Origin of the sequence: Bacteroides sp. Phil13 (assembly GCF_001940965.1) — a bacterium.
Classification (GTDB): domain Bacteria; phylum Bacteroidota; class Bacteroidia; order Bacteroidales; family Bacteroidaceae; genus Bacteroides; species Bacteroides intestinalis.
This window is the reverse complement of the sequence record NZ_MSHA01000051.1, coordinates 1-3160: the sequence shown is the minus strand read 5'-3', so window position 1 is coordinate 3160 and position 3160 is coordinate 1. Positions and strand designations below refer to the sequence as shown.

Sequence of the window (3160 nt, the reverse complement as noted above, 5' to 3'; positions counted from 1 at the left end):
TGCTTTCCCCCTGTGTCAGAATCTAAAATAGGGCGCGGAACGCGCCTGCCGAATTGCCTTGTTTCGATATGCAGAAAAGTATCTGCGGGCTTCCGTGCGCGCTGAGTGTAAAAAGTTAGCAGTCCGCCCGCGATGTCAGCCCCGCGCCGTAGGCGCTTTCCGCCTTGTTGCAGGGGCTTGTTACTTGCTCAAGGTAAAGATGCGATTGAAACGGCGAAAGTGCCTTGCACATAGTTCGTTCACTGAAATTTTACGGTTTATTTCTTGCATTTTTCGAAAAAATATGTTATAATCTAAAAAATTAGATTTTAGTTGATTTTTTTGAAGAGATTTTTTATTTCAGGGAACCCCATTCAATTTTAATTTTTAGCGCAGTGCTTTTTTGCACTGCCTTTTTTATTTACTTAAGTTTAATTCATACATTTAGCGTCTTGAATCTCCAAGAGGGGAGTCAAGGCGTTTTTTTGTTTATTCAGTTATATCTGCCGACAAGATAGTCGAGCGAGCATTTATACAGGTCAGCAATTTTGACAAGTGTATCGATTGTGGGCTGTTTTAGCCCCATTTCATACTGGGAGTATGCAGACCTTGATACATTCACCTTGTCTGCTACTTGCTGTTGCGTAAGACCGCTTTCTTTTCTTAGGCGTTTTATGTTGCTGGTTATGCTTTCTCGAATGTCCATGTGTATACCGCCTTTGCTACTCTGAGTGATATTAATTATACCTCAAAAGCTGAGAAAAAAGAAGCAAAAAAGAGCTTGAAAGAGATAATTGCTACTTAAGTTAGCAAAATGCGGGATATTCGGATTTGCTCGAAAAATCGGTTGCTGATATATTAAATATGCTACTAAAAGGAGCATGAAAGGAGATGATATTATGACGAAGCTCAAACAATTGAACAAATATGAAATGACTGCCCGCATTGTTCGATATATACCAGAGATAAATCCTGCCTATGTTTCGACTGTCTTGTCTGATACTGGAAAATGCTTTTTCTCGGCGGATGAAGTGGGAAGTTGGATTGTATTTTTTGAAAAGTCATTGTATTGCTGAGTGGTGAACGAGCATTGTGGTGCAGGGTGCAGGGGTTGCGCCCCTCGGAATCCGAGGGGCAACCCGCACAGGCTCAATATTATTACTTGATATTAGCCACAAATATCACTCACTGGCAAGTTTTATTGACCGCCCTTATTAACTTGATTTAGATAGTATATTAGCAGAAATTGGAGTTGATTTTATGTTTGACAGCATTAGAAAACTATTAAGAAAGGAGAACTATGAAGAAAAGAAAATTGCCTGACCCCATTTGTCCTCTCAATGGTGATATCGTCAGACTTAAGGAAATGGGAAATATTTCAGAGATAATGTACTCTGAAAAGAAGAACACAAATATTTCTATTCAAAGGCTCGATAAAGAACATTATGTTGATAAACGAACTGGAGAAGTTAAAGAGTTTGTTCATATGGATTCGCGTGCAGATGACAAGAACAGTGTGCGTGTAACTCTTGGGAAGCTCAGAGATTTGATTAATACAAATGTGATTAACCCTGAGAACTGTCTGTGGATTACTTTGACATATGCAGAGAATATGACCGATGAGAAAAGGCTCTACAGCGATTTTAAAAAATTCATAATGCGGTTCAGATACAGAGGGTATTCGTTTGAATACATAGTTGCTATGGAGCCACAAAATCGAGGAGCATGGCATGCTCATTTGATATTAATATTCAATGGTAAAGCCCCATTCATTCCGAACGATGAAATTTCAGCCCTTTGGGGACAAGGCTTTGTAAAGACTAAAGGATTAAAAAATATTGACAATGTCGGTGCATATCTCACTGCATATCTCGGAGATATGGATTTTGATGAAGCGGTTGAAAGTGGTTTCAATCCAAGCGGATTAGAGACTAAAATTATTGAAAATACAGATGAGAACGGAAAGAAAACAAAAAAGGCAATTGTTAAGGGTGCTCGTCTCCACCTGTATCCTCCAAAGTTCAATATTTATCGCTGTAGTCGTGGAATTAAAAAGCCTGATGTGTCGTATATGCCATACTCCAAAGCAAAAAAAGTAGTCGGCGATTTAACGCCGACTTTCGAGAGGTCTGTTGAAATCTCTGACGATGAAACAGGTTTCAACAACACAATTTACACAAGCCAGTTTAACAAAAAAAGAAAGTAAAGTCAATGAGGTGGACAGCGGGATGATGATTAAAGAGTGTATATCTGATTTTTTAATTGAACAGCAGATTAAAGGAAATTCTCCCGCAACTGTGAAAAGTTATGCCCGCTGTCTTAGCTTCTTTGAACGGTTTCAAGCTCAAAAAAGCTCAAATATTGCCTGTGTGACCGTTTCGGACTGTAAAGCATATTATTTATATCTTTTGCGCCGTGATATATCTTCCGTGACCATACAGACATATATTAGAGCTTTGAGAGTGTTTTTGTCTTGGTGCTATTCTGAGGGCTACATAAACGAAAATATTCCTGAGCGTTTTAAACTTCCAAAAGCACAGCGAAAAAAGATAGATGTCCTTACCGATTCGGAAATCGAACGGCTTTTTGAGTGCCTTAAAGGTCGGGATTTTTATTCCGTTCGTAACTATTGCATTGTTGCCCTAATGCTTGATAGCGGTTTGAGATTGAATGAGGTTGTAACTCTTAGACGAGATAAAATTCACATTGCAGAGGGCTATGCCATAGTTAATGGAAAAGGCAATAAAGAACGCTTTGTTCCTCTCGGATTGAACAGCAAAAGAGCCTTGCTGAGATACTGCTCCATTGTTCCCACAACGAACATCGAGACACCTTTATTCGTAAAAGACACCTTGATTCCCATAAATCAGAGCACCGTGAAACAGCTTTTCAGGCGTCTGAAAGTGCAGGCTGATATCCCTCGGCTGCACCCTCATTTGTTGCGCCATTCCTTTGCTACACGGTACTTAGAGAACGGCGGGGACATTTACAGCTTGCAACTGATTCTCGGTCATACCTCGCTTGAAATGGTCAAAAAGTATGTGCACTTGATTCCCTCAAAAACGGTAGTTAATTTTGCTTTTCTCTCGCCCTTGGATAACGCCCTCAAAAAATGAAAAAACCCAGCAGTTACAAGGCTTGTAGCTGTTGGGTTTCTCTTTGGTGATCCATCGGAGATTCG

General features: G+C 39.9%; 4 protein-coding genes. 3 read left to right on the top strand and 1 reads right to left on the bottom strand.

What is annotated here, in order from left to right; genetic code table 11:
* Nucleotides 1–472: 472 nt before the first annotated feature.
* Nucleotides 473–685, bottom strand: a complete 213-nt coding sequence (locus tag BWI44_RS22295) for a helix-turn-helix domain-containing protein (RefSeq protein WP_353744913.1) — start codon at nucleotides 683–685, stop codon at nucleotides 473–475.
* Nucleotides 686–878: 193 nt separating this feature from the next.
* On the opposite strand from BWI44_RS22295, the gene BWI44_RS10260 reads away from it, so the two are divergent.
* From BWI44_RS10260 to BWI44_RS10250, 3 genes are all read left to right on the top strand, one after another.
* Nucleotides 879–1055: a hypothetical protein gene (locus BWI44_RS10260; protein ID WP_286813193.1), complete on the top strand. Its 177-nt coding sequence runs from the start codon at nucleotides 879–881 to the stop codon at nucleotides 1053–1055.
* Nucleotides 1056–1279: 224 nt separating this feature from the next.
* Nucleotides 1280–2185 carry a rolling circle replication-associated protein gene (locus tag BWI44_RS10255; protein ID WP_286813191.1) on the top strand — a complete coding sequence of 302 codons (906 nt, stop codon included), beginning with the start codon at nucleotides 1280–1282 and terminating at the stop codon, nucleotides 2183–2185.
* Nucleotides 2127–3095 carry a tyrosine-type recombinase/integrase gene (locus BWI44_RS10250; RefSeq protein WP_286813189.1) on the top strand — a complete coding sequence of 323 codons (969 nt, stop codon included), beginning with the start codon at nucleotides 2127–2129 and terminating at the stop codon, nucleotides 3093–3095. Before BWI44_RS10255 ends, BWI44_RS10250 begins: the two co-directional genes overlap by 59 nt.
* The last annotated feature ends 65 nt before the right edge of the window (nucleotides 3096–3160 follow it).

Bases quoted from the DNA above. Each gene is read 5' to 3' on its own strand.
- BWI44_RS10250 (WP_286813189.1), top strand. From the start codon at position 2,127: ATGAAACAGGTTTCAACAACACAATTTACACAAGCCAGTTTAACAAAA.
- BWI44_RS22295 (WP_353744913.1), bottom strand. From the start codon at position 685: ATGGACATTCGAGAAAGCATAACCAGCAACATAAAACGCCTAAGAAAA.
- BWI44_RS10260 (WP_286813193.1), top strand. From the start codon at position 879: ATGACGAAGCTCAAACAATTGAACAAATATGAAATGACTGCCCGCATT.
- BWI44_RS10255 (WP_286813191.1), top strand. From the start codon at position 1,280: ATGAAGAAAAGAAAATTGCCTGACCCCATTTGTCCTCTCAATGGTGAT.